The sequence below is a fragment of the Paenibacillus sp. FSL R7-269 genome, assembly GCF_000517865.1.
Lineage (GTDB): Bacteria > Bacillota > Bacilli > Paenibacillales > Paenibacillaceae > Paenibacillus_AQ.
This window is the reverse complement of the sequence record NZ_ASPS01000025.1, coordinates 137,323-164,026: the sequence shown is the minus strand read 5'-3', so window position 1 is coordinate 164,026 and position 26,704 is coordinate 137,323. Positions and strand designations below refer to the sequence as shown.

Annotated in this window: 18 protein-coding genes and 1 pseudogene; 4 read left to right on the top strand and 15 right to left on the bottom strand. The window is 55.6% G+C overall.

Going from position 1 to position 26,704, the window contains the following annotated elements; translation table 11 throughout:
• Nucleotides 1-195, top strand: a pseudogene (locus tag C162_RS36360) (ROK family protein); the annotation flags it as partial.
• A gap of 229 nt (nt 196-424) precedes the next feature.
• Nucleotides 425-619 (top strand): hypothetical protein, encoded by a 195-nt coding sequence (locus C162_RS13210; RefSeq protein WP_036694925.1) that lies wholly within the window; start codon nt 425-427, stop codon nt 617-619.
• 173 nt (nt 620-792) lie between these two features.
• Here C162_RS13210 and C162_RS13205 read toward each other — a convergent pair whose 3' ends face one another.
• From C162_RS13205 to C162_RS13170, 8 genes are all read right to left on the bottom strand, one after another.
• Nucleotides 793-1,344 (bottom strand): hypothetical protein, encoded by a 552-nt coding sequence (locus tag C162_RS13205; RefSeq protein WP_036694924.1) that lies wholly within the window; start codon nt 1,342-1,344, stop codon nt 793-795.
• 115 nt (nt 1,345-1,459) lie between these two features.
• Nucleotides 1,460-2,161, bottom strand: coding sequence for a phosphodiester glycosidase family protein (locus tag C162_RS13200; protein ID WP_036694923.1), 702 nt, complete (start codon nt 2,159-2,161; stop codon nt 1,460-1,462).
• Between the two features lie 410 nt (nt 2,162-2,571).
• Nucleotides 2,572-2,808, bottom strand: coding sequence for a glutaredoxin family protein (locus C162_RS13195; protein ID WP_036694922.1), 237 nt, complete (start codon nt 2,806-2,808; stop codon nt 2,572-2,574).
• An 83-nt stretch (nt 2,809-2,891) separates the two neighbouring features.
• The gene (trxB, locus tag C162_RS13190; RefSeq protein ID WP_036694921.1) at nt 2,892-3,833 is read right to left on the bottom strand and encodes a thioredoxin-disulfide reductase; all 942 of its coding nucleotides are present in this window, start codon (nt 3,831-3,833) and stop codon (nt 2,892-2,894) included.
• Between the two features lie 205 nt (nt 3,834-4,038).
• On the bottom strand, nt 4,039-6,006 hold the full coding sequence (locus tag C162_RS13185; protein ID WP_051493450.1) for a heavy metal translocating P-type ATPase: 1,968 nt from the start codon (nt 6,004-6,006) through the stop codon (nt 4,039-4,041).
• Nucleotides 6,007-6,940: 934 nt separating this feature from the next.
• Entirely contained in the window at nt 6,941-9,481 is a 2,541-nt protein-coding gene (locus tag C162_RS13180) for a GH36-type glycosyl hydrolase domain-containing protein (protein ID WP_036694920.1), read from the bottom strand.
• A complete protein-coding gene (locus C162_RS13175; RefSeq protein WP_036694919.1) occupies nt 9,478-13,767 on the bottom strand; it encodes a glycoside hydrolase family 2 in 4,290 nt (1,429 codons plus the stop codon). Before C162_RS13175 ends, C162_RS13180 begins: the two co-directional genes overlap by 4 nt.
• A 2-nt stretch (nt 13,768-13,769) precedes the next feature.
• A complete protein-coding gene (locus tag C162_RS13170) occupies nt 13,770-14,435 on the bottom strand; it encodes a hypothetical protein (RefSeq protein ID WP_036694918.1) in 666 nt (221 codons plus the stop codon).
• A 308-nt stretch (nt 14,436-14,743) separates the two neighbouring features.
• Between C162_RS13170 and C162_RS13165 the strand changes: the two genes are divergently transcribed.
• Nucleotides 14,744-15,553: a polysaccharide deacetylase family protein gene (locus tag C162_RS13165; RefSeq protein ID WP_036694917.1), complete on the top strand. Its 810-nt coding sequence runs from the start codon at nt 14,744-14,746 to the stop codon at nt 15,551-15,553.
• A 266-nt stretch (nt 15,554-15,819) separates the two neighbouring features.
• Here the strand turns inward: C162_RS13165 and C162_RS13160 are convergent, their stop codons facing one another.
• From C162_RS13160 to C162_RS13130, 7 genes are all read right to left on the bottom strand, one after another.
• Nucleotides 15,820-16,878, bottom strand: coding sequence for a hypothetical protein (locus C162_RS13160; protein ID WP_036694916.1), 1,059 nt, complete (start codon nt 16,876-16,878; stop codon nt 15,820-15,822).
• A gap of 887 nt (nt 16,879-17,765) precedes the next feature.
• A complete protein-coding gene (locus C162_RS13155) occupies nt 17,766-19,061 on the bottom strand; it encodes a homocysteine synthase (RefSeq protein WP_036694915.1) in 1,296 nt (431 codons plus the stop codon).
• 306 nt (nt 19,062-19,367) lie between these two features.
• Nucleotides 19,368-20,090 carry a GntR family transcriptional regulator gene (locus tag C162_RS13150; RefSeq protein ID WP_036694914.1) on the bottom strand — a complete coding sequence of 241 codons (723 nt, stop codon included), beginning with the start codon at nt 20,088-20,090 and terminating at the stop codon, nt 19,368-19,370.
• A 10-nt stretch (nt 20,091-20,100) separates the two neighbouring features.
• Nucleotides 20,101-21,114 (bottom strand): sugar kinase, encoded by a 1,014-nt coding sequence (locus C162_RS13145; protein ID WP_036694913.1) that lies wholly within the window; start codon nt 21,112-21,114, stop codon nt 20,101-20,103.
• Complete coding sequence (gene dagF, locus C162_RS13140; protein WP_036694912.1) at nt 21,107-21,862, bottom strand: 2-dehydro-3-deoxy-phosphogluconate aldolase; 756 nt, start codon at nt 21,860-21,862, stop codon at nt 21,107-21,109. The genes C162_RS13145 and dagF overlap by 8 nt, the downstream gene beginning before the upstream one ends.
• Nucleotides 21,862-22,968, bottom strand: coding sequence for a DgaE family pyridoxal phosphate-dependent ammonia lyase (locus tag C162_RS13135; protein ID WP_036694911.1), 1,107 nt, complete (start codon nt 22,966-22,968; stop codon nt 21,862-21,864). Before C162_RS13135 ends, dagF begins: the two co-directional genes overlap by 1 nt.
• On the bottom strand, nt 22,946-24,046 hold the full coding sequence (locus C162_RS13130) for an amidohydrolase/deacetylase family metallohydrolase (RefSeq protein WP_235218421.1): 1,101 nt from the start codon (nt 24,044-24,046) through the stop codon (nt 22,946-22,948). The genes C162_RS13135 and C162_RS13130 overlap by 23 nt, the downstream gene beginning before the upstream one ends.
• Nucleotides 24,047-24,315: 269 nt before the next feature.
• Between C162_RS13130 and C162_RS13125 the strand changes: the two genes are divergently transcribed.
• Nucleotides 24,316-26,652 (top strand): helix-turn-helix domain-containing protein, encoded by a 2,337-nt coding sequence (locus C162_RS13125; protein WP_063829014.1) that lies wholly within the window; start codon nt 24,316-24,318, stop codon nt 26,650-26,652.
• The last annotated feature ends 52 nt before the right edge of the window (nt 26,653-26,704 follow it).

Below are 26,704 nucleotides of genomic sequence, written 5' to 3'. Positions count from 1 at the left end.
ATCGGCGGCGCTCTATCGGAGGCGGAGCCGTGGCTCGGCGAGCCGCTGCGCCGGGTGGTAGCTGAGCGTACCCTCCCCTACCACAAGCAGCAGCTCGAAATCACCTTCTCCAGGCTGGGTAGCCGGGGAACCATGATTGGAGCGGGATTTTCAGCGGTCATGCATTTTCTGGGCAATATCCGCGTGACCCTATAAAGCATATTTACAAGCGGAACAGCTGCGGCATGCTTTTTATGACGCGGCTTGTTTTTGCGTGATTAAAGTAGGATCACTTTTGGCTAGCGCATAAATTCTTATATTTCTTAAAATCGCCGCATTTTTATCTGCATTTCCTGCTCTAAAAGGAGTAGCTATCCTATATAATAAGGATACTTGTGTGACATTTGTCACCATACCCTTTTTTTCTGAAATGGAGAGAGAATCCATGACTTATGTTGATACGTCTGATATTTCGGCGAAGATGTTCATAGCGGTGCTGCTGCTGCTGCTCATCATTGCTCCGCTCGTCAGCCTCGGTGTCCTGCGTCTGTTCCAGTCGCGGAAGAAATCGGGATTCCTCCTTATCGCCAGCGGCATTGCCGTCTATGCTGTCTTTCAGATGTTCATGTCTCTTACTTGATGGACCGGCGCGTTGCGCAGGAGACTCTATAACTGCTCAACGCCCGGCTGTTTCTCTCACTTCGTCATGCCTTAGTCCCCCACAGACCTCGTTCCTGCATATTGTGTTCTGTTTTCCGCACACGGTTGTAACCAATTGTTAGACTTTAGCTCTAATGATGACGGATAGGTGCGTTAATCAATTGTGTATATATTCCAAGTACCTTTCTCATTCAGCCGAATGGCATACATCATTTTAATTGAGTCTAACTTTCCAGTCTTGTTGTCCAAACATTCCCCAATGACTGTGATATGCACCTGGTTTTTGATTGTGGAATTGAATTCTACACTTTCAACACCCGTGAACTTATATTGGAGGTTTTCACCATAGTAAAAGTCTAAGGCATCAGCTAATTTCTTATTAACAAACCCAGCTTGAAACTCCTCGTGGTTGTGCTCAACAAGTGCCTTTAGATTTTTTTCAAGAACATTTAGCAGTGGCCGCTGGTCTTCGGATAACTGATTTTCTAAAGAACTCACATCAAATGCTAGTTCAGCTTTAAAGGTATTTTTTTTTGACTGATCTGTTTCAGATGCTTTTTCGTTGCTATTGTCTTTCAAGTTGTTGTGTGAGGTCGTACTGGTTGCTTGATTTAATTCACCCGTTGGAGCCGCATTACTACAGGATAACAACAAGAACATGACCATTGAAAGGCTTAAAGCCAATCTAGCAATATACTTTGACATTTTATCCCACCTTTTTGGATGATATAAAATTAGACGTTATCAATGAGAAAAGGTTACACAATTATGTATTAAAAAGGAAACAAATAATGGATTTCCCATAAAAAGCATGATTGTATTAAGACCAAGTTGCTCCATTTACTGTGATAACACTATAGATGTTACGTGGACCACCTGAGACGTAAGGTACGCTGCTGTTTACTTGTTTCGCACGAATTTGTGATGCTGTGCTGCCATCCAACATAACTGCATCAGTACATCCAAGATATTTCATGATACCTCTCGCGTCCAAAGCTGTACAATTTGTGGCTTTGGTCATTGCAGCCATAATAATTTTGCTGCCATTATAACCTACTGCAGCACGAAAGTTAGCACCAAAGCTTAGATTTCCTTTTTCATCCTTGACGAGATTGTTGTAAGCAGCTTCGCTAGAAACTGCTTCTTGCAACTTTAAGCTGACACCTCCAATTGCCCAATCAATCCAGCCAGTCGGAATGGACAAGTCAGCAATCTTGTTGATGACCGAGACATATGCTACTTGATTTGTTCCGTTATTGGGTCGCATACAAACAAGCGTGCCGCGTTTTAATGTTGCATTGGTTGAAGCATAATTTCTTACTGGAGTACCACCGGATGTTACGGCAATACCATGAACATAGCCCGTAGTATCGTCAAAGTAAGTCCCGTTAATCCCGTACTCGCTAGAGGTTGTGAGATTTGTCCCCCCCAAATCTTTAATCCGTATTGTGGACATATCTGCTTCAATATAATCTACTGTAATTCCATTCCAGGTTGTTTGTCGATATTTCGCGTTAGCCATATTAATCACCCTTTTCATTTTGATGTGGAGGTGATATCGCGGGAATCAACCCTTGTCATTGTCATTCCCTAACAATAACGGTTGTCGATAATCCTTCACTTAGTAGGTGAATTATTAGATCTCTTTTACTACCCAATCGATAATTTTTAAGGATTATTTTGTATAATCCCATTGCTTCCCCTACTACTTTTTGAGGATAGTCGAGTACTAAGTAGGATGTTAAGCATCCTTACTACGAAGACGATTATAATAAGTACTCATCCCGCAGCAGCACCGCCAAAAATAACCCCAAAAAGTGCAGCTATAGTCTCGATGATGACTCAGATACTTTACGGGGACCCCAAAATATACAAAAAAACCGCCTCCCAGCGGGAAGCGGCCTGTGTATACTATTCAATCTATTCAGCTAATTACTCCGTTGCAGCCAGAGCCTTGTCGAACTTGGTCTTGTTCATGCCTACGATCTTCATATCCCCGATCACCGTAATCGGCACGGCTCTCATGCCCATATCCCACACCTGCTGGGCGTACTCTTCGTTCTGCTCGATGTTGCGTTCTTCGTACGCTACCCCTTTATCGCTCAGGAAGCTTTTCACCTGACGGCAATGCGGGCAATTCGTCGATGTGTATACAATTACATTCTCCATAGTATGATTTCCTCCTCGTATCTAAGTATTAGACTCTGAGCTCTATTGTAGCACCGGAATCCTTGCTTCTCCAAATGCCAGACTTACATAATTACTGCGCTGTGCTCCAGGCTCTCGATATATTTCTCGGCATCCATAGCCGCCATACAGCCGCTGCCTGCAGCCGTGATGGCCTGTCTGTAACGGGTATCCTGCACATCGCCGCAGGCGAATACGCCGGGAATGTTCGTCTCGGAGGTTCCGGGATTCGATACAATATAACCGTTTGCATCCGTAGTGATTTGTCCGCCCAGGAATGCCGTATTCGGATGATGGCCGACCGCCACGAATACCCCGCTGGCTTCAATGAACTCTTCTTCCCCGGTCTCGTTGTTGATCACCTTCAGGCCGGTTACACCCTTATCTCCGGCAATCACTTCAACAGGGGTGCGGTTCAGTCCCCAGGTCACTTTGGCGTTATCGCGGACACGGTCCTGCATAATCTTCGAGGCCCGCAGCTCTTCACGGCGGTGCACCAGGGTTACCTTGGAAGCAAAACGTGTCAGGAAGCCCGCTTCTTCAAGCGCGGAATCGCCGCCGCCGACCACCACGATCTCTTTGCCGCGGAAGAAAAATCCGTCACAGGTAGCACAAGTGCTGACCCCGCGTCCGATGTTATCCTGCTCCCCGGGAATCCCGAGATACTTGGCAGTAGCACCCGTGGAGATAATCAGCGTATCCGTAATCAGCGTGCCCATGCCTTCCACGTTCAGCTTGAACGGACGGTCACCCAGTTCCACGCTGTTCACCCAGCCGGTCACGAACTGCGCACCGAAACGCTCTGCCTGCTTGCGCATATTATCCATCAGATCAGGACCCAGAATGCCTTCCGGGAATCCCGGGAAGTTCTCGATCTCCGTTGTAGTTGTAAGCTGTCCGCCTGGCTGCGGACCTTCGATAACGAGCGGGTTCAGGTTCGCCCGGGCCAAATATATAGCAGCTGTCAATCCAGCCGGTCCAGTACCGACAATAATTGATTTGTACATGATGATATCCCCCTTGAGATGGACGGAAAAGACGCCATTCCTTATTTAAAATAATTATAATCTAGTATTTATTATGATCACCTCAAGGGGAGTTGTCAATATGTCAGAACCGTTGTAAACGCTCCTTTTTGTGAACAATTCAATTTTAAGCAATTTAAAATAAGCGGGGGCACATATTCTGCTGCTCCCTACATTGCACCGGCTTCTAACGCAGCAGACGCAATCCGTTAAGGATAACGAGAATCGTACTTCCCTCATGCCCGACCACCCCGAACGGCAGCGCAATCCCCTGCACAAAGTTACTGATCATCAAGGCGGCAATGACCGTTACGGCAAAGATCATATTCTGCTTCACAATCCGCTGCGTCCGGCGCGCCAGGGCAATCGTCCCGGCAATCTCTTCAATGTTGTCATTCATCAGTACCACATCGGCAATCTCCAGTGCAGCCCCGCTGCCCTTCATGCCCATGCCCATGCCAACCGTTGCGGTTGCGAGCGCAGGCGCATCATTCACCCCATCGCCTACCATGATCACATGACCGTATTGCTCCCGAAGCGCCTTGATATGCGATACCTTATCTTCCGGCAAAAGCCCGGCGAACACAAGGTCAACGCCGCTCTGCCCCGCAATGACCCGGGCTGTAGCCTCGCGGTCACCGGTCAGCATCGCTACCTTGATCCCCAGATCATGCAGCTTGCGCACGGCAGCCGCCGCCTGGGGGCGAACGGTGTCCTGCAGGGCAATCATTCCGGCGATGGTCTCTCCGGCAAGGATCAGCGATACCGTTTTGCCTTCCTGTTCCAGACTGCTGCGCAGAGCCTTCCAATGGTCCGTAGCCGCCCCGGCAGCCGCCCCTTCCGCTTCATCCAGCAGATTGGACTTGCCGATCCGCCACAACTGGCCGTCTATGACGCCTTCAATTCCCCAGCCGGTAACCGACTGGCTCTCTTCAATATCCCGCAGCCCGATCTGCTCCGCTTCCGCCAGTGCGACAATGGCCTCTGCCAGCGGATGCCCCGACAGCTTCTCGATGGAGGCACTCACGGCCAGCAGCTCTTTCCGCACATACCCTTCTCCGGCGATGAAGTCCGTGACCTGCGGAATGCCTTCCGTCAGAGTACCCGTTTTGTCAAAAGCAACAACCGAGGTCCGCGCCATATTCTCCAGATGAACCCCGCCTTTGAACAGGATGCCTTTGCGGGCGCTCTTGGAGATAGCCGACAGCATGGCGGGCATGATTGAGGATACCAGCGCACACGGGGACGCCACGACCAGGAAGACCATGGCCTTGTAGAACGTATCGCTCCAGCTCCAGTCCAGCACAAACGGCGGCAAGGTGATCAGCAGTACTGTGGCAGCCACCACAACTCGGGCATATACGGATTCCAGCCGTTTGATAAAACGCTGCGAATCCGGCACTTCGTTCTCCGCCTCTTCCACCATGCGGATGATTTTGGCGAACAGCGTATTCTCGGCAGTCTTCGTCACTTCTATATACAGGGGGCCTTCTCCATTAACGGTGCCGGCGAATACTTCACTGCCGACAGTTTTGTCTACAGGAAGCGATTCTCCCGTGATGGAGGCCTGATTCACAGATGATTCCCCCCGGCACACCTTGCCGTCAGCAGGAACCAGCTCACCCGGACGGATCAGCAGCAGATCGCCCAGCACGAGCTGATCAATGGTTACCTCACTCATCGCGCCCTGCTCGATGCGGACCGCAGTGGCAGGCTTGAGGGCCAGCAGAGAGGAGATATCCTTTTTGCTGCGTTCCATCGTATAACTCTCCAGCGCTCCGCTCAGCGCAAAGATGAAGATCAGCATCGCCCCTTCATTCCAGTACCCGATGGAGGCGGCCCCCAGGGCAGCTGCGATCATTAGCAGATTAACATCCAGGTCACGCTCCTTGACCAGCGTCTCCACGCCTTCTTTCGCCTTCATCCAGCCGCCCAGTGTATACGAGATCACGTAGAGAATTACAGATAAGACCTCCGACCAGCCGCTGGTAGCCCAGGCTGCGAGCATAATCAGCCCGCTCCCCAGAGCGGCCTGCATTTCGGAGTTGCTGAGCATTGCCAGCGGATCGAAGCGGCGCGGTCCCGGAGTACGGGGTTGCTGCGCCCCTCCTTGACGCGCTATGGATTTGGGCATTGATTTCGAGGTTGCTTGCATAATAAATCACCTTCCTGAATGGTTTTGGTTAAGCGCACACTTGAGAATGAGAGCCATTATTAACACCCTTAAAATGACACATGCTGCCCCGGCATCGCCGGGACAGCATGTTGAATAGGTATGGTTGTTGAGGATAATGACTGGGATGATGGCATGACTCAAAGTGATGACTAAAAGAAAGACATGCCTGAGAGATAAATGAGAATGATAATCATTGTTGCAATAGAGCAACTATATTTCCTTAGCGCAACTTATACCTATACTATACCACGCAAGGAGTAAAAGTAAACCCGGGGGCAAGCCTGATTTTTGGGAAAGAGGGTAAACCTGGGGAAAGGGTACAGATTGCTAGGGAGGCGGATGAAGGGAATGCGGGCTAGGCGGGTTAGGAGATTAAGGCGATTAAGGCGGTTACTGGGGCGCTAGTTGATTAGTGTGTTTAGTACGGTTAGTGGCGGTGCTTGGGATTCGTGGAGTTAATGAGGTTAATGAGGGCGTTTTAGCGAGGTGGCAGCTAAGGATGTGAATTTGTTTAATGTCATTAACAGTAACTTATAGTTCAGCTGCGAAATCAGGTGCACTTCTGCACCTCATTTCCACGTATCTTCCGCTTTAGGCGAATTCAGGTGCACTTCTGCACCTCATTTCCACATATCTCCCACTTTAGGTGAATTCAGGTGCACTTCTGCACCTCATTTCCACATATCTCCCACTTTGAGTGAATTCAGGTGCACTTCTGCACCTCATTAATCCAGCGATTTCAAATGGTGGGGCCAGGTGCGCAGTTCCCCATTGCATCAACCGGCTGTCGTTGCACACCAAAAAAAATGTCCCGCACGGGCGTTGCTAGGAGCCGCCTACGGGACACTTTTTATATACTGCTTGTATACTCTGTATCTAACTTAGTCCCTCTGTCTCTACAGAAAGCCTACCGTTACAGTATGACCTCCACTTTCACGGATTGTTTGTGCGGGTATGGGGGGATGACTGTTCCTTCGAGCCGTTCGCCGTCCACCCGAATTTCTTGGACGCCTGAGCAGACATGGCTATTGTTCTTCACGGTAATCTCATATTCGCAGCCACGGAACCGCCGGCTGACCGAGAAGCCCTCCCAGGAAGACGGGATGCACGGGTTAATGGACAGTCCGGCCAGCACCGGCTTGATGCCCATAATGTACTGCGTAGCGGCTACATACATCCATGCGGCCGTCCCGGTCAGCCAAGATACGTTCGCCAGACCGAATCTGTCGGACTCCGGCCCGAACAGGTTCGAGGCATAGACATACGGCTCCGCTTTGTAGCGCTGGATTCCGGCTTGCTCCATGGCGACGTTCGGGATCAGCTGGCGGTAATATTTGTACGCCTGGTCCCCTCTGCCCAGCATACACTCCGCAATAATTGCCCAGGTATTGGCATGGCAGAAGATGGCCCCGTTCTCCCCGGTTCCTTTGTTATAGTTGGTTAACGGATCGGCGGGATCAGGGAAGGTGGTGATGGACGGATGCAGTTTTTTGATGCCCAGCTCTGTATCGAGAATGTCGCGCACACTGTCCATCGCCTTCAGCCCCTTGTCAGACTCAGCCATCCCGGACAGGGTCGCCCAGGTCTGCGCATTGAGCCAGATCTGGGCCTCCTCATGCTCAGCGGTACCCAGATACCGCCCGTCATCCATCACCGCCCGCCGGAACCATTGCCCGTCCCAGCCCAGCGTGTTCACAAGCTGCTTCTGCTCCCCGTAGAGCCGGTCATAGTCCGCCGCATGCTCCGGGTAACCGGAGGCCGCCGCCAGATCCTTCATGCGCAGCAGCACGGTCCCGAACTGCATCGCTGTCCAGATGCTCTCTCCCCTGCCCTCACGGCATACGCGGAAAAGCTGGTCATTCCAGTCCGAGCGCAGCATCAGCGGGAAGCCGTTCGGTCCCAGCCGGGAGACGGTGAAGTCCACCGCCCGCTTCAAATGATCATACAGCGGCGCTTCACCGCCATCATAGAACGGGATACTCTCCTGAAGGAACGCCGCGTCCCCGGTCTCGGCCAGAATGTCCCATACGGCAAGCGCCGTCCACAGGTGATCATCCGAATGGATGCTGGTCACCGGGTCCCAGCCCTCATTCGGGAAAAAATAATGATTCACATGCCCGTCCTGATACTGCTGCCCCAGGAGCAGCCGGACTTTATCCTTGGCTGCCTCGGGATCGTACGGTACGACCGCCAGAATATCCTGGGCCGTATCCCGGTAGCCTACGCCCCGGAAGGTGCCGGTGGCATAATACGAAATATTGCGCGAGAACAGAAAATTCCGCTGCGCCTGATACGGATTCCAGGTATTAAGCATACGCTGCGCATCCTGATCCGGCAGCTCACAATTCCACGCCCCGAGGTAACGCTCCCAGTTCTCCTGAAGTGCCGCATAGGAACGGGTGACGAAATCCGCCTCCCGTGAATGGCCGATGGCCCGTTCAATCTCTTCCTCGTTCATCGCTGTTCCGAGGAAAAAGTTCACGGTGCGGGTCTCTCCAGGCGCAAGTCTTACCCGGACCTGGAGTGCGCCGCAGGGGTCGCCTCCCAGAATGGCCGAGCCAGTGCAGCCCCCCTGCTCAATAGCAGCCGGATTGGATTCGCTGCGGTAGCTGCCGATGAATTCTTCACGGTCTCCGTCATATCCGGCGAGCGGGGCATCGGACATCATATAGACCAGCGGGGTTTCGTCCGGCTTGGGCTGATTTTCCACCCCGTATTTGTAGATCAGCGCTTCCTTGTCATGGTACTGCACCGAGACCTGATGCTTGTTGTAGCATTGCCATTGCAGCTCGCGCATGAATTCCATCATCCCAAACTCGGCGTAGGCATACACGTTCAGCTCCTTGACCTCACTGCTATTGTTCGTCAGCGTCAGATTCCAGATCAGCGAATTCTCATAAGGCCCGACAAAATATACCGTCTTCGCTGCCAGCTCATCCGCCTGCGCTTCAAAGCGGGTATAGCCCATGCCATGGCTGCTCCGCCACTCCTGCGGCTTCCGGAAGGCCGGCTCATAAGTGGGACACCAGTAGCTGCCGGTTCCTGCATCCTGCAAGTAAATATACGGGCCGGAGCGGTCGGTCGGCAGATGGAAGAAACGGTAGCGGGTAATCCGCCAGATCTGCGGAGATTTATAGAAAGATAGTCCCCCGCCTGCATGGGACAGCATCGTATGGAAGGTCCCGTTGGATAAATAATTCAGCCAGGGAGTCGGCATATCATGCCGCTTGAACTCTACCTCCCTCGCTTCATCGTTGAAGGCGAAATACTGGTCCAGCTCAGCAGTGCGGGCAAGCAAATTGCTCCCAAAAGGCGGTTCTACAGCCTTGTTACTCTGTGCGTGGCCAGATGGGTCTGCGGGTGGTACGGATGATGTGAACGGTGCGGATGATGCGGATGGTCCCGGTTCATTGGCGTTCATATCGGTCTGCTCCTCTCCATTGCTCTTGCTCATTTGGGCTCCACCTCATCCATCGTCAGGCGGAACTCCAGATCATTCATATACGTGCCGTCTGTATTCAGGAACACCATGCCGAAGGCGATATCCTCCTGCGCTCCCCTGACGATGGCGATCAAGCGGTTGATCCCGCTGGCCAGCGTAATCTCCTGTTCAGGATCTGCCACCAGTCTGCCGTTCATATAGATCTCAAAAGTACAGGCCGAGTTCACCCGGAGTCTGCCGGTTCTTGTGCCGTCCCTATTCATGCTGTCTGAGGCTGCATCCGCCGTCTCCGGCAGGTGCACAAAGCAGCTCAGGAACAGAGGGCGTCCTTCCGGTGCGGGAATGAGGAAGGTTCCGTTTGTGCGCCGTTCTTTTTTCTTCATCCAGCCGTATAGGCCTTCCCCCAGATTGTTCAGGGAGAATTCAGGGTCTGTATAGTAGGCCTTCATCGCCTCGTAGTCGATATGCGGCGGACAGAACAGCGTCATTGCGGCCTCCACCGCCCACTGCGCATCCTCCTTGTCATGAAGCAGCAGCTCATCGTCAAAAGCGGCTCCGAGATTGGCGAGCAGGCGGGCGTAGAGCCTTAGGCTCTTGTCACTGTCGGGGTCGGTAAGCAGCTGCGAGCAGAGGATCTCTCCCGCTCCGGCCGCCTGGCGGATCACAAAAGCCCCTGGAGCTGCCGCCTGGCTGCGGTTCAGCTCGACTAGCGCCAGCCTGCTGTATTCCGCCGTATGCTGCCCGGCGAAATAGTCCTTCCAGGCCGTGCCTTCCACGCTGGTGCACAGCACCTCGGCGCCCGGCACCTCCAGCCTGCATACGGCCAGCTCCCGGTTGACGACATCCCGGGGTGAGAGATGCACCTTATCGAAGCCGAACAGGTCGACCGGGCTGATGCCCTGGACGGCGGCGTGCGTGTAGTCCGCCGCCAGATGATACGTGCCGTGCGGCGCGATGCGCACGGGAGCGTCCAGCAGGCGGGCGAGTGCCTCCTGCCCGCCGGGCTCTGCCGGCAGCACCAGCACGCTGCCGCCGGCCAGGGCTGCCTGGCGCACGGCTTCCGCCGCGCCCGGCACGCCCAGCAGTTCGGCCTCCACGACGAGGAGGCCGGGGGGCAGGCCGGACAAGCCTGCGGCGCTGTCCAGGCTCTGGCCCTTCAGGCGGAGCTTGCCGAGCAAGGCCTCCGCCATTCCGCCGCTGCGGACCCACACCGCAGCGGACCTTGCCGCAGCGGGCGCCAGCGCGGCGGGTCGCCCGGCAGCCGCTGCGGACCCGGTGACGGCGGCGGCGGGCTTGATGGCGGCGCCAGGGCTGGCCGCGATGCCAGGACCCGCGGAGGCATTCAGCGCCGCAGCCGGGGGAGCGGCCGCGTGGACCGCGCGGCCCGCGTACTGCAGCAGGCTGCGCAACAGCAGCTGCGCCTGGGGAACCCGCTGGAGATGATCCATAATCTCCAGCTGATTCGCCAGGAACATGCCGGCTCCGCAGCGGTATTCCAGCAGCGGCGACCACAGATCGCCGCCGTCTCCGAAGTCTCCTGCGCTGCATTCCAGCAGCAGGGTGAAGTCGCCGGTTACCGGCTTCTCGAACGCCACCCGGATGATCGGCAGCGGCCCGTCCTCACGCAGCTCCTCATGCCAGTACATCAGATCCTCCGCGCCTAATCCCCGAAGTACCGGATGCCCGTAATCCCCGGCATGGGCGCGGATGAATTCCCTGCGGGTGAGCGGCAATCTGCCGGGAGAGAGATGAAGCTGCTCCAGCAGCAGCAGACTGCCGCCCCGCTGCACGAATCCTCTCAGCCTCCGGTCCAGCGCCCCGCCCTTATCCTCCATCTTGCTGCCGACAATCAGCAGGGTTCCGGCCGCAAGCTTCTCTACAGCTTCCGGTTCTGCCCGGACCAGCGCGGGCACCAGCGCGTGAATCGCCTGGAAGTCCCGGTCAGAGCCGATGTAAGCTGCGGACAGCGCGATCTCTACCGGCTCGGTCCGGTAGCTCCCGGACAGCAGGCGGTAGCTTACATTAAGCTCATGCATCAGCTCGCTGCCATGGAATAGCCGGGCAGACAGCACAGCTTCTCCTTCACCTGACGTTGCACCTACTTCAGCCCCATCTCCTGCTGCTGCCCCAGTTCCTTCACCATTGACCGGGTCCGGCATCCACTCCAGCCCGATGCTCCTACGTGCAGCAGGCTCATGACGGAAGCGGAAGGTCTCGCTATATACCCTGTGACCGCCCTGTATGACTTCACATTCGACCGTTACTTCCTGCGCTGACAGCGTATCGTTATAGACATCGAAGCTGCGGGAGACCGGCGCATCATCGAAGAAGCAGCGGTTGTATTCGGCGGCAATCAGCGTGACCGGCTTGAAGGCCGCGGCCATAATGGCAAAAGCCGGATTAGGCCTGTAGACCGGATACTCCTCCGGCAGCAGTCCGTTGTTCAGCGATAGCGAGTAGGCCGGAATCACAGCAGACTTGAGGCCGGGAGTGGTCAGGTCGGCCTGCGGTAGCTTGATCTCCTGCTCCGGCATCGCCCGCATGAAGTAGTGGACAAAGTTAAAGGTAGAGATGCCTGAGACGCCCTGCCGCCGTGCATATTCCACGAACAGCCGCTCCTTGTGGGCCAGCCCGGCAGCACTTGCGTCAGAATCCTTATATACATCCATTCCCGAGTACATACTACTGTTCTGCGGACAGATGTACCACCAGCCGCCATGCTCGCCGAAGGTGAGCGGAACCTGCCGGTCCCACTGCGCGATCGTGCCGTCAATGTTGTAATGGCGGCTCTCCACCTCAGTCTGCTGCCTGGAGACCAGGCGGTTATCCCCCTCCACCATGACCGGGCGGGTATCATCCAGCGCCTTCATCAGTCCGATCAGGCCGGGGATATGCTGCTTGTAGTGATCCCTTCCGTCCACCCAGCGCATCTCGTTCTGTACACTCCACAGAATGACCGAGGGGTGATTCTTGTCCCGCTTCACCAGCCGCTGCACATGCGCGCGGCAATTGTCGATGAAATCGGGATGGGCGGCATCCATGCTTTTGCTGGAGCCGTAGATAGCCGTCTCATCGACAATCAGCATCCCCTCCTCATCGGCAATCCGCAGATAATCGGACGGATACGGCTGCGCATGCAGCCGGATGCTGTTAATGCCCGCCTGCCGGCACATCCGGTACCAGTTGCGTATATAGTCCTCTGTCTGCTGGGCTGCTCCCTGAAAATGCCAAGAGTCCCCACGCAGATTAACGGGAATCCCGTTCAGCATAAACTGCGGACCCTCGCACCAGAACTCCCGGAAGCCGAAGGTCTCGCTCCGGCGGTCCAGAATCTCACCGTCCGATTGCAGCACAAGCTCCAGCTCATACAGGGCAGGGGAATCGGGACTCCACAGCCTGGCCGCCTGCCAGGGCAGGCTGAATGCCGCTCCGCCCCAATCCCGGCTGCCGGTATTGCTGCATAACTGCCGCCCAGCAGCAGCCTCCGCAGGGCGAAGCGCTACTGCGGCTTCCGCTTCAAGGACGGGCAGCGACTGGGCGGCCGCCAGCGGCTGCGATAAATGCGGCGGCTCTGCCAGTGCGGCCGGAACGCCGGACTTCCGCTCCCTGACTTGAAGGAACACCTGCAGCCCTTCGGTTGAGGGGCCGTCTTCTGCGCTGCTGATCAGAGCATCCACTTCCAGCCTTCCCTGCCGGACAGAGGTACGGATCGTAAAATCCTCCAGCGTTACCGGCGGATACGCCTCCAGGAAGACATCCTGCCAGATGCCCCGGGCGATTCTGCCGAACCAGGAGCCGGAGAGTCCGGTGATTTTGGTCTCCCCGGAGGGAAGCACCGCCGTGTCGAAGCTGCCGCAGACCACATGCAGCTGTTGCTCCCGGCCGGGCTTCGCCAGCGCGGTGATATCCAGCCGCAAGGGCAGGAAGCCGTCCTCCCAGACGGCAATCCGCTCGCGGTCCAGATAGATGGCCGCTTTTTGCATAATGCCCTCGAACCGCAGCACGATCCGCTGCTCCAGCATCGTCTCCGGCACCTGAAAGCTGCGGTGAAGCACCCCGGCTTCGGCTGCATTCCATTCCTCCGGGTATCTGTACACATCGAAGGGCTGGAAATGATACTCGGCAACTTCGCCGAATTTGCTGCCGGAAGGCGCAGTATAGCTGTAGCGCCAGCTCGATGGGACCTGTATTTTGCGGGCCTCGTATTGCAATCTCTCCGGAAGGGCGCGGGTGCGCGGCTGGTCATAGAGCGGCATGAAATCCCACTCGCCATTGAGACATATGGATGTACGTAACATATTCATTCTCCTTTTCCTGAATGGGGGCGGGGGATGTTTAGGACGAGCGCAAGCTTTTTCCAAATGGCCTGATCCGTCTCCATCTCACTCCATTTCCTGAAATGCGGCTCCATCACCTCACCCCAGTTCTCCGGCCGGAGATTCGTGGTAAGCTTCCCTGCGTACGGGGTAGGCTCTACCGTTGCAGGCAGCTCGGAATAAAAGAACAGCAGGTTCTCATGCAGCCCGATAATCCCGTACTTGTCGCCGTCTCCCGGGCGCTCCTCCTGATACTGGTAATGGTGATACACATAGCTGGCGACCTGCTCCGGCTTCAGCGCCGCCACTCTTCCGTAGGGGGTTCCCGCCGAATGACTGCGCTTCCAATGCTCTGCGGTGACCGGCTGCTGATAATGAAAAATATCTATCATAGGCACCCACAACCGGGGCTGCCCCCCTCCCGGCCACTCCTTAAGAATCTCTGCCGCACCCTCAATTAGCTGCTCCGGCTCCACCTCCCGGCTGACGCATTCATAGTACAGAAACAGCTCCTTACCATCCTGAAAAATACTTAGCCGTTCAAGGCCCAGCCTGTCCATTCGTTCATTCAGTAGCGGGGTCTGTGCACCCCAGAACGCTGACGGATTAGCATCCTCCCGGCACTCGGCTCTATATAAACAACGCTGCATCGTGTCCCTCCAACCTTATGTCATCTACCCTTTTAGAGTAACGTATCCGGCGGGCCGGTTCCTTGACGATCATGCCCTTCTTTAGCATAATAACGACATGAGAAAAGTGCGGATACTTTGCTAGAATTAAGCATGTGAATCCCCTTCCAATAGATGGTTGATCAAGCTCCGAAATATCTCTTTAAACAAGCGTCTTGCTATCCGTCTTCACTTCTGGCATCATTTTTAATGAATTAATATCTTTAACTTAGAAAGAACAGCTTAATGGGACTTCACTCTATTCGTACAATCAGGGAGGAAAGCAAAGTATGAGAATCAAATTTGATCTTTTTCCGGGCGGAGTTTCTAAAGCGCTAACATTAAGCTGGGATGATGGAAGAACCTACGACCGGAAGCTCGTGGAGATTCTGAATCAGCATGGGCTGAAGGGGTCTTTTCATCTTAATTCGGGATTGTTCGGCAATGAGGGCTACATCTCGCAGGACGAGGTGGCTGCACTCTATGAGGGGCATGAGATTTCGGCGCATACCAGCACTCATCCTTTCCTTACCATGACCCCGCGCGAGGGGATCGCCGATGAGATTCTGACGGACCGCAAGGCGCTAGAGGAGCTAGCCGGTTATCCGGTCCGGGGCATGTCCTATCCGTTCGGCAATTACAATGATCATGTTATCGGCTTACTACCTGCCCTGGGTATTGAATATTCCCGCACGGTGAATTCCCACCACAGCTTCAGCCTGCCGGACAACCTGCTGGCCTGGCACCCTACCTGCCACCACAAGGAGATGCTGAACTTGGGCAAGAAGTTCCTGGAGGAAAAGCCCCGTTTCTCTTATATGCAGCTGCTCTATGTCTGGGGACACAGCTATGAGTTCAATGACGATGATAACTGGCAGGAGCTGGAGCAGTTCGCCGCCATGATGGGCGGCCACGAGGACATCTGGTATGCCACCAATATTGAGATCGTGGACTACCTGTCCGCTGTGGAAGGACTGCGCTTCTCCGCTTCGCAGGAGATGGTCTATAACCCGTCGGCAACGGAGGTATGGGTCTCAGTGGGGAATGAAGCCCGCCGCATCCCGGGCGGGGCTACGGTCAGATTGGGGCACACGACTTAAACATATGAGATAAGTCAGACCACATAAAACACACCCTATTAAGTTAGATTAAAAACCCGATTCCGCACAGCCCCAGGGCCTGGCGTAATCGGGTTGTTGTGTATTTTCGAAGGTTTTGCGGTTAATTCGTTGGCATACGATTGTGGAGATGGTGAAGAATAGAGCAGCCGGATTGGTCGTTGCCTGCCGATCCGGCTGCTTGCGGCAGATCAGACAGTGTAGGCAGGCCAGCCCGCCGCTACTGCCAGCTACCGCTAGATACCCGGCTACTGCCAGCCTCCGGCGGCGGCATCTACATTGTCCTGCCGGGCAATCCAGGTCAGGCAGGCCGCCCGCAGCAGCGCTTCGGTTCGCTGAGCCGCGCTGCAAAAGACCCCGCTCATGCCGATCTCATACAGATCGGCCAGCGCATACGCCGCCGGTGCCCCTGCGGCGAGCACCGCAGCCGCCGGCCGCACCCGGCGTACGGCGGCCAGCACCCCAGCCGCCGCCAGCGCGAAGCCCTCGGCGGCGTTCTCTCCGGGCGCGGCCTCCGCCGCCGCGCCGTCCAGCACCAGGAAATCGGCGATACGCGCGATTTCCCCGGCGGCAGCCTGCCCCACATCGGGCGCGAGCAGCGCCCCGATGCGGCAGGCTGCCGCATAAGCGTGGCCGAGAGTCTGCTCGGCCACGCCCTCAATGAATTCGCGCTGCGCCGCGAATTCATTGAGGCTGGCGGGGTACGGCGCCAGCAAGTCGATGCGGCTGTCGCCGCCCAGCCGCTGGCTCTGCAGCGCGGCGGCGAACAGCGCATCAAGCTGCGCATCCTGAAGCGCAGCGAGTCTGGCCGGGCGGGCAGCAAGCTCCGGCGTATAGAGCAGAGCAACTGCGGCCCAGACGCCGTCCGCCGACTCCAGAAGGTCGGCAGCAGCAGCCCGCAGCCGGTGACAGATCCGCTGCAGGATACGCTCCGCCTGCTCCTCATCACTGCATGACATCCAGCTTGAATAGAGTGCTGCGACCTCCGGCGCAAGCAGCCATTCCTCGCCCCGGATCAGGCAAGGGCCCGCAGGGTAGACACCCGGCTCTGCGCGTTGAAGAGACCGCTCGCCCGCTCCATCACGCAGGACCAGGAAAGCCTGACGCTCCCCCGGGCGGCGCGAATAAGTCCGCTCCCGGTTCACTTTTCCCTTACGCGGCTCCCCTTCAGCAAGAAATTCCGCTGCTGCGGAAGCTACAGATGCGGACTGGCTCATCTCCACGCCAATGGTCCGGTCGCCGGTGTTATACTTGAACGGGCGCTCTTCCTTGTTTGGATCATCCTTCTGCTGGCGTTCACCCTTCATCCTCGCACCCACCCTTTACCTTTGAATTACTGCCGCTCCGCTCCCCCTGAGGAGAAGCTGCCAGCATTTTAAGAGGCTTCAATCTATAAATACTGGCAGAGGTACTGAAATATGCAAACGTTATCAAATGAATGCAGCAGCAAAATCTTACCCGGATGAGTAGTGGACATGCGGTGGGGTGACGAGCTTCAATGGGTAGGCGAGCTGAAGTAGGCGGGAAGTAACCTTTACATATTCTGTTGTTAATCTCTATAGACTTCGAATTAATTTAGGGTTCGGGTTGGCTTCTGCTTGACGCTTGGTGATCAATTGTATTTACTACAGCAGATCTTCTCTTTAGCGGCTGTAAAAAGCGATCTGTTGCAGTTTGTACAGCAGATTTTCGCGGAAAGGGTGTTTTGGAGGCATGTGCCGGAAATCTGTTGTATGGAATACATCAGAACGGAATTTAACGCCGGATATAGCCTAATCTATTGCAGAAAGTACAATTGCCGGGCAGTTTCAGTGCGGATCAATCCCTCACGAACCGTTTTTCTCACAAACTATTCCTTATTTCCTCGCAAACCCTCACCCTCTTCCCATTACTCACACTCACACTCACACTCACACTCACACTCACACTCACACTCACACTCACACTCACACTCCCAACCCCACCCCCTGCTCCCGCAAAAAAAGACCACCGCCTAATACAGAAACATTCTGCATCAAACAGTAGTCTTTAATTCCTCTTCCTAAGTTGCAAGGAACTGTGTCTAATTGAAACCAGTTGGGGGGGAGTACAAGGCTTCTGCTCACCGTCTATCCGGCTACAACTCTCCGGCAGCTCGGCAGCTCAGCGGTTCAACCTCTCACTCCCCAGCACAGCCCGCTCCCGCTAACCCTTTCTATCCCTGCTGGCTGGCAGCGATCGCCTGCTCCAGGTCATAGAGGATATCGTCGATGGATTCGGTGCCGATGGACAAACGCAGCAGCTCCGGTGTAACACCGGCGGTAATCTGCTCCTCGACCGACAGCTGCTGGTGGGTGGTGCTGGCCGGGTGGATGATCAGCGACTTGGAATCGCCGACATTGGCCAGATGGGAGAACAGCTTCACGTTCTCGATCAGCTTCACCCCTGCGGCCGCCCCGCCCTTAATTCCGAAGGTCAGAATCGCGCCCTGGCCCTTAGGCAGATATTTCTGAGCCAGCTTATAGGATGGATGACTCTGTAGTCCGGCATAGCTGACCCACTCTACAGAATCATGTGCCTCCAGATATTGGGCGACCTTGAGTGCATTCTGGCTGTGGCGTTCCAGACGCAAATGCAGCGTTTCGAGTCCCTGCAGCAGCATCCAGGAGTTGAACGGGGAGATCGCCGCGCCGAGGTCACGAAGCAGTTGTACCCGTGCTTTGATGATATAAGCGATAGGGCCTACAGCTTCAGTGTAGACTACCCCGTGGTAGCTCGGGTCCGGTTCGGTCAGGCCGGGGAACCTTCCGCTGGCCTTCCAGTCGAACTTGCCGCCGTCCACGATGATTCCGCCGATGGATGTGCCATGGCCGCCGATGAATTTGGTTGCCGAATGCACGACGATATCCGCACCATGTTCAATCGGACGCAGCAGATACGGGCTTGGGAAGGTATTATCCACAATCAGCGGAATTCCATGTTCATGGGCGATAGCCGCCACTGCTTCGATATCCAGTACATTCCCTTGCGGATTACCAATGGTCTCGGCGTACAGCGCTTTGGTCTTGTCCGTAATCGCTGCCCGGAAGTTCTCCGGATTGTCGGAATCCACGAACTTCACCTGAATCCCCAGCTTAGGCAACGTTGTAGAGAACAGATTATAAGTCCCGCCGTACAGACTTGCGGAGGACACAATCTCATCCCCTGCTCCGGCAATATTCAGAATAGAGAAGGAAATGGCCGCCATTCCGGACGCGGTCGCCAGTGCACCTGCCCCGCCCTCAAGCGCAGCAAGACGCTGTTCAAACACATCGGTCGTCGGATTCATCAGCCGGGTGTAGATATTGCCGAACTCCTTAAGCGCGAACAGATTCGCTGCGTGCTCCGCATCGCGGAACCCATACGAAGTGGTCTGGTACAACGGCACGGCACGAGCTAAAGTAGTGGGATCAATCTCCTGGCCTGCGTGGACGGCGAGGGTTTCAAAGGACAGCTTGTGCTCTTCTGACATGGGTGTTTCCTCCTCTAAAATAGGTAATGTCAAATGTTAACTCTACAAGATTGTACCTATTCTCTCACAAACCATGTCATTTGAAAAGATAAAATTCTTATTAATTCACTGTGTTTTATTAAGTTTAGCAAGCCAGAATAACCTCCCTGCAAAATGCTGTACATTCTGCAACTTTGGAGGGATAGAGCCGATAGGTTTCAGCGAATCTTGTATTTCAGGCACAATTCTTAGCCGCGGGCTACATCAATCCTAAAAAACCCGCTGCAAGCAGCGGGTTCAAGGGAGCGGCGCTCATCAGCCTCCACCTCAAGTATCATAGCTGACCAGATAGTGATGGAGCTCCGTATTATAGCAGCCGATACTGTGTTCGATCAGCCGGCCCTCCCCGTCATAGGAGTTGCGCAGACGCTTCAGCACAGGCGTCCCCGGCGGCAGCTTGAGCAGCAGGCATACCTCGGATGGTGCCGGCTCCACGAAGAAGCGGTCCCTGAAGTTCTCCAGCACAATACCGTTCTCCTCCAGCGAGTCGTACAAGGACTGGATGTCTGCCCCCATCTCTGCCGCTCCCCCGCCGGGCAGGGCTGCTGCCGTAAGGAAATGCACCAGATGTATATAGGGCTGGCCATCCAGAATATACAGACGTTCGATCCGCTGGCAATACGGCCCGTAGCGGCTGTATTCCTCTGTTCCTGCTTCATTAGCGAGACGCTGGGATGCGAGCAATTTCTTTTCCAGCTTATGGCCTGCTTCGACCAGCAGCTCTGTGAACCGTTTGCCTTTGGAGAGCTTCTGGTAGGCGGTATTGCGCATCACAATGGTTCCGACGCCGCTTTTCTTCTGCACATAGCCTTCCTGGGCCAGCTCCTGGACCGCGCCGCGAACCGTCATTTTGCTGACATCGAACTCCTTCTCGAGCTGAGGCTCGGAGGGGATAATGCTGCCGAGCGGGTATACCCCGTGCAGAATCCGGTCTTTGAGGATCTTGTGGATCTGCTGGTATAAGGGGCCTTGCTTGCGTTTCAGTGACACCTTACGTTCACTACCTTTCAACATCTAAGGTAAAGTCTGACAGCGCCCGGAGCACCTCGCTCTCGGTAAACAGCGCGGTATCTCCCGGGATGGTGTGGGCCAGCATCGCTGCGGCCGCTGCCATCTCCACCGTCTGCTGCTGCGGATACTCCTGCAACTCACCATGGATCACAGCGCTGGCAAAAGCATCACCGGCACCAATCCGGTCATACACCGGGAAGGTCAGCTTGCGGGAGAACGCGAATGTACCTTGACGGTACAAATATCCTGTCAGGGAATGCGTATTGTCCGCATTAATCTCACGGTGGGTGCCCGCTGCCGCTCTGATTCCGAAGCGCTCCGCCACAGCGGGAACCGCTTGCTTCAACTGTGTTATTCTATCATAATCTGCCGCTGCGGTGCCAAGAATGTACAGCGCATCCTTTTCGTTCATCAGCACCAAATCGGCAAGCGCAAGCAGCTCTTCGTAATGCGGACGGGCCTTGGTATACCCCGCCTCACCCCATAACGCCGGACGGTAATTGCAGTCAAAAACCACCATGCCCCCCGCACGCTTCACCTCCGCCGCAAGCTGCTTCATCTGCCCGCGCACTCCGTCATTCATAGCCAGCGCAATGCCGCATAGATGGAGCACATCCACCCGGGAAGCCAGCGCCGCCATATCATACTGACCAGCCTCAGCGGTATTGAAGCTGCTGCCCAGCCGGTCGGTATACGTGACTCTTCCGGGGCGGGCGCCGAACCCGTTCTCCAGGAAGTACATTCCGAGGTGCTTGCCGCCCCGGCGGATCAGTGACGTATCCACCCCAAGCTTGCGCAGATAGGCCATCGCAGCTTCCCCCACTGGAGTCTCCGGCAAGGTTGTGATTAGTGCTCCATTATGGCCGTATTTGGCGAGCGCCGCCGTTACATTCACCCCGCTGCCCGAAAAAGAGTACTCCAGCCTGCTGCTCTGGGCCAGCGTCTCCACCCCCGGCACCTGCAGCCGCATCATCACTTCGCCGAAGGCCGCGATTCTAGGCATACCGGTCCACCAGCGATTTCATCTTATGGAGCAGCGTGCGGACATCCTGCACCTTCGTGCTTCCGGTCTGCGGATCAATAATGGAAGAATAGATATGCGGGATCACCTGCGGTACGCCTGCCTGAAGCGCAATCTCCAGAATGGGCGCGAAGTTATCCAGATCGATTCCGCCTGTAGGCTCCAGGGCAAATCCGGCTTCTCCGCAGGCCTGGGCCACCGCACGATACTCTTCTTCCAGCTCCAGCCCTTTCATCGGAAAATATTTGAGTGCATTGCCGCCCATATCCCGGACCAGGGCAATGGCAGCGTGCACTGGAACGATGGCCTGCGAAGCATTCCCCGCGCTGACCGGCCCGGTGGAAATATTGACATAGCCCGGCTGTCCGCAGGGAGAGACCAGGCTGTTAATCCAGCTGTCCTTGGCTCCCAGGTTAGCACGGGTCGCGCCTACAGCCGGAAAGACCTGGTTGATATGGCTGCCCGCATAGCTTGCAGCAATCTCTGCGACCACCGCCGCCTGGCGGTTGTCCCCGGCACCAAGCCCGATGGATACGGCATCCTGGATCGCCTGTCCGTACTCCGTCATAGCGGCGGACGCTTCCTGGGCGTTGGCGTAATTTTTGGAGAGTACGCCCACCAGAACATGCCCTTCGGCAGCCTCGTAGATATCCTTGGCGTTCCCGATACTGCCGGCCAGGACATTCAGTGCCGCTCTGTTCTTATAAAAACGCTCCTGAATCTTGCTCATTATGATCTGCCCCCTATAATCTCTTGAATTCTGCTGACGATAACCTGGAGATCATCGCCCTGCAGCGATCTCGGATCGATATCGAAATATCCCTGCTTCACGCCATAGTCCCGCGTATACACGGCAATATCGCCTTCCCGCAGGCGGTCATTGACCTCTCTTGCATCCCTTCCCGCAGCAGCGGCATCAATCTGGATGCGTCCCCGGTAAATCGCCCGCCCCGCTTCATCCTGCAGGGTGCGGACCGACACGCCGGGAAGATCGGCGAGCGGCTGAAGTGCCTCCAGCGCCTGCTTCTCCTGCTGGCTGTTGTCCGCCTTGTCCTGATATTCATCCAAAGCCTGGAGCAGCCCGAAGGTCGTCTCTTTGCCGACCTTCATGCTGCGGCCGATCCCGTGCAGCTGCACCTTCAGCCAGCCGATGTATTTCTTCCCGCCCGCTACAATGCCCGAAGTTGGACCTTCCACCGCCTTCGAGCCGCTGTAGATGGCCAAATCGGAATACTGGACATATTTGCGCAAGTCCTCCTCCGCAGCCGCATCAACAATCATCGGCACACCCCTGCGCCGGGCAACCTCCCAGGCCTCCTCCACCGAGATCATATTCTTCTGGACGGCGTGGTGGGATTTCACATAGAGAATCGCTGCGGTACGTTCCCCGATGGCCTGTTCAATATGCTCTACGCGGCCTTCATTCGCATATCCCGCTTCAACCACCCGCCCTCCGCCAAGGAAGACCATTGTCTCCACCGGCGCTCCATACTGCACGTTATGGCCTTTCAGCATGATAATCTCATTCTTCAGCACCGGCTCCTGATGCAGGCGCAGGCTAAGCCGCGGATCTCCGGCGGTCACTATGGCCGCCACCGACAGCGCAATGCCGCTGGAGGCCGAGTTCACCACAACGGCTCCTTCCGAGCCGAGCAGACGGGCGATGTAATCTCCCGATTTGTCCACCAGATCCGCGATTTCCACATACCGCTGCCCTCCTTGCTTCATTGCCTCCATGACTGAATCCGCCGGTGCAGACACGCCAAGGATGCTCATTCTTCCGCTGGCATTAATCACACGCTTCAATCCATATTTAGCCTGTAATGAGTGATCCATTGATAAAGACTCCTTTTGCTTCAATATAGTGGTGCGCGGTCCGCACCCCGCCCTCTGAGTCCATAAGCTGTTTCTCACCGTCTTCCAGGGAGAATAAGGTCAGATTCGCCTGCCCCCCTACCCGGATCTGCCCAAGCTCCGGCTTGCCGAGCCACTCTGCGGCGCTGCTGGTGACGGCACGGATTACATCTTCCAGACTGTAGCCGAGATAGAGGAACTTGGTCAGTACATCCGCCATGCTGTACACCGGACCGTTCAGCCGGTTGCCCCGGTAGATGTCTGTGCTGATCGTATTCAGCACGATACCAGCCGCCTTCGCTTGTTCCGCCACCCGGAAGGAGAAGCTTGCGGTGCCATGCCCTACGTCCAGTTGGACACCCCGGTCTACAGCATCCAGCAGTTCCGGCAGCGGTGTGCCGTCCGCCCGGAACAGATTATTGGCTTTGCCGTTCAGGTAATGAGTAATTACATCGCCCGCCCGCAGCAGCTCCAGCACTTCAGAGATAGCAGGCGGCGCGGAGCCGATATGCACCATGAGCGGAAGCTTCGTCTCATCCGATAAGGTTCGTGCCAGCTTAAGCGGCTGTATGCCGCTGCCCTTAACGACGCTTTGGCTGATGCGGGCTTTCAGGCCGACGATGAATTCAGGATAAGCCTCCACTGCTGCAAGCGCGCGGGCCCGGTCAATCCACTCCAGCTGCGAGAGCTCGTCGGTCCGCGCAAGTCCGATTCTTGAGATATTAAGCAGTGCGAATACCCGGGTATCGGCCAGAAGACTCGCACTGTAAAAAGCCCCGATCCGGTCTGCTCCGCAGCTCCCGGCATCCACCAGTGTCGTCACCCCCTGCTTCACCCCGATCTCGTCAATCTGATCGCCGTAGGGGTCAAGCTCCGGCACAGCATGCACATGCAGATCAATCCATCCGCTGGAGCCGTATAACCCGGAGCAGTCCAGCAGGCTCCTGCCTTCCGCCTGGCCCGGCGGGGTAATCGCGGTAATGATTCCGCCCTGAATGGAGATATCCACCGTCCGGCCATCCACCAGCTGCAAGTTGCGCAGCACGTTCTCTGTGCCCACTCGTCCCATCTCCTTCTTCAATTACAGATTTACAGGGGAATTACCAAAAATGATTAATGACATGAACTCCATACATCCTTATATTTAACAAGTAGCAACGGCTGTGCCGTCCTGTCATAAAAATATAAAGCTGCTTCACTCCAAAGATTATAATGTTATAATGTTTATAGTAGCACAAGTGTAATCCAGAAGAGAACTGCGATTTCTAATCCAAGAGGTTCCATCCAAGAATTCTAATCCGAATATCTTAACACTGGAGGTACTGCTGCATGTCCAATCCCGCACCCCAGCCATCCTTGCTGAACCGGTTCCGGCTGACCTGGAATCACTTCAAGTCAAGGCTGCTGCTGAAATACGCTTTTTCCTATATCCTCATGTTCCTGATCCCGCTCACCGGCGTTACCATCTTCGTCTATGAAAACGCCGTCAAGGGCCTGCGGGTCGAAATTGAACAATCCAATGTTAATCAGCTTAATCAAGTGAAAAGCACCATCGACGGACGGATGAATGAGCTTCAGGAGATCGCCGGACGCATCGCCTATGACAAGCATCTGACCCCTTATATGGTCCGGCATCCTTATTACAGTCTGGAGGCGATTCAGGCACTGGCGAATTACAAGGCCAGCAGCAGTATCGCCGAGGATCTGTTCCTCTACTTCCACGGCGATTCCAATATCTATTCTTACCGTGGGTTGGCTGATCTTCATGTCACCTTCGATACTCTCTATCAGTTCGAACACTGGACCCCGGAGGAACTGCGGCGTGACTTGAACGAGACCCGTCAGCCACTGGTCCGTCCAGCCGAGAATGTGACGGTCAATTCCCGGATGGAGCCGATGCTCGCCATGCTCGTCCCGGTGAAGCCGAATGACCCGTTCCCTTACGGAACAGTTGTCTATCTGATGAAGGAATCCAATCTTACCGGCGTCATGGATTCAGTTCTGAGCGATTTCTCGGGCAGCAGCTATATCTTCGGCCCCTCCGGCGAGGTGCTGACCGCGAACAGCCATGGCGTCAGCTTCCCCCAGAACGAGCTTCAGACCCTATCCGCTCTTAAGCCGGGGATTCACAATCTGGAGCTGGACGGAGAGCAGTACTCCGTGGTCTCTGTGAAGTCTGAAGAGAATGGCTGGACCTACGTCACCACGATGCCCAGTTTCCAATTTTTCAGCCGGGTCGCCCATGTTCAGACGCTGATTCTAATTGTCTTCTGTATTACAGTTGTTACCGGCATAGCGGCCGCGCTGCTGCTGGCCAAGCGGCAATACCACCCGATCCGCGATCTGATGGAATTCGCCAAGCCGCGGGGCAGCGGCAACGAAGCTCCCAAGCTGCGCAATGAATGGGAATCGATCCGGCAGACGCTTCATGACTACAGTGCCCGGATTGACCTCCAGGAGCCTTTTGTCCGCAACCAGTGCATGCTGCTGCTGCTCAAGCACGGCCAGCCGGATGATCCCGAGATTGAACAGATGATCCTGAGCGCAGGCTTCAGGCATAAGCAGGGACAGGGCCTCTATTTCTCGGCCATCCTGTCCTGGGATGATGCAGCGCAGGGCGGCAAGTCTTGGCAGGAACGCCATCTGCTGCAGGAGATGCTCAGCAATATCTGCCTGCCGGGCCCGGATGCGCAGATCTTCGGGATTGAATTCTCGGTCAAGGACCAGTTCGCCCTGATTATCTCCCTTCCAGGGGAAGGGGAGATGCCTGTTCAGCACCGGATGGAGCAGGTTATTGAAGCCATTCAGGCAGTGATCCGCGAACACTCGCAGCTCGCGCTGAGCATCGGTGTCGGCATGGCCTACCGGGACCTCGCCAGGCTGAACCAGTCCTTCATTGAAGCCTCCGCTGCTCTTGAGCACCGGATGATCCGGCGCAGCGGCCAGGTCACCTACTTCGAGCAGCTCGCAGAGCTGAATCCCGCCGCTGCCGAGAGCTTCTGGATTCCGCGCAAATCCATGCTGAAGCTGGAGCAGAGTCTGAAGCAGGGCAACGAATCGGTAGCGGCTCAGATGATTGCCGACACCATTGACACGATCAAGGACGAGCCGCTGCAGGTTCATCTGCTGCGGTGTATCTGCTTCGATCTGTTGAATGCTTTTCTGCGTACCGCCTCGGAGCTGGGTATGGATGAGGTGTTCACCAATATGCCGGAGCTGACCTCCTTCGAGACGCTGGAGGAGCTGGAGAGCCGGCTGCTCTCGCTGGCTTCCGCCATTTGTGCCCAGGTGGAGCGGAACACCGAGAACAGCGAATCTTCCCTGATGGATGACATTCTGGCGTATGTGGATCAGCAGTTCGCAGACTACACCCTGAGCCTTGAGCATGTGGCGCTGAAGTTCGCCATCTCGACCTCTTATTTAAGCCGAAGCTTCAAGGAGAAGACCGGCAGTAATTTCTCGCAATATATCTGGCAGCGGCGTGTGGACGAGGTGATCCGGCTGCTGGAGAACACCAGTGCTCCGCTCAAGGAGATCATCGAGCAGGTCGGTTACCTGGATGCACCCAACTTCATCCGCAAGTTCAAAAAAGAAACCGGTCTGACGCCGGGGCAATACCGCAAGGAACATGCCTTGAAGGGGGCCGCTGCGAAAAGACCGGTTTGAAAAACGGGCGGAGCGTCCGTCCTGAATATTGGCATACAACCAATCCTGCACA